This is a genomic window from Roseateles sp. P5_E11, from assembly GCF_054049355.1.
In genome coordinates, this window is sequence record NZ_JBFUMO010001070.1 from 1 (window position 1) to 985 (window position 985).

1 pseudogene is annotated in these 985 nt (G+C 63.9%); it reads left to right on the forward strand.

Annotation, left to right across the window (positions count from 1 at the left end):
* Positions 1-985, forward strand: a pseudogene (gene rpoB / locus ACXJKR_RS33460) (DNA-directed RNA polymerase subunit beta); the annotation flags it as partial.

The following is a 985-nucleotide window of genomic DNA, read 5'->3' on the forward strand; positions in this document are numbered from 1 at the left end:
GTTGACGGCCACGTCACCGACCAGATCGACTACCTGTCTGCCATCGAGGAAGGCAAGTACGTCATCGCCCAGGCGAATGCGACGCTGAACACCACTGGCGAGCTGACGGACGAGCTGGTCTCGGCCCGTGAGAACGGCGAGTCGGTGCTGACGTCGCCTGAGCGCATCCAGTACATGGACGTGGCGCCGACGCAGATCGTATCGGTGGCAGCCTCGCTCGTGCCCTTCCTGGAGCACGATGACGCGAACCGCGCACTGATGGGCGCCAACATGCAGCGCCAGGCCGTGCCGGTGCTGCGCCCTGAGAAGGCTTTCGTGGGTACGGGCGTCGAGCGCGTGGCTGCGAAGGACTCGGGTACGGTGGTCGCGGCTCGCCGCGGTGGCGTCGTCGACTATGTCGACACCAACCGCATCGTGATCCGCGTGAACGATGACGAGACCGTGGCCGGTGAGGTCGGTGTCGACATCTACAACCTGATCAAGTACCAGCGTTCCAACCAGAACACCAACATCCACCAGCGCCCGATCGTGCGCCGTGGCGACAAGGTGGCAGCCGAGGACATCATTGCCGACGGCGCGTCCACCGACATCGGTGAGCTGGCCCTGGGTCAGAACATGCTGGTCGCGTTCATGCCCTGGAACGGCTACAACTTCGAAGACTCGATCCTCATCAGCGAACGCGTCATCGCCGAAGACCGCTACACCTCGATCCACATCGAGGAACTGGTCGTCAACGCGCGTGACACCAAGCTGGGCGCCGAGGAAATCACCCGCGACATCCCGAATCTGTCGGAGCAACAACTCGGCCGTCTGGACGAGTCGGGCATCGTCTACGTCGGTGCCGAGGTGAACCCTGGCGACGTGCTGGTCGGCAAGGTCACGCCCAAGGGCGAGACGACGCTGACGCCGGAAGAGAAGCTGCTTCGCGCCATCTTCGGCGAGAAGGCTTCGGACGTGAAGGACACGTCGCTGCGTGTCGACCAAG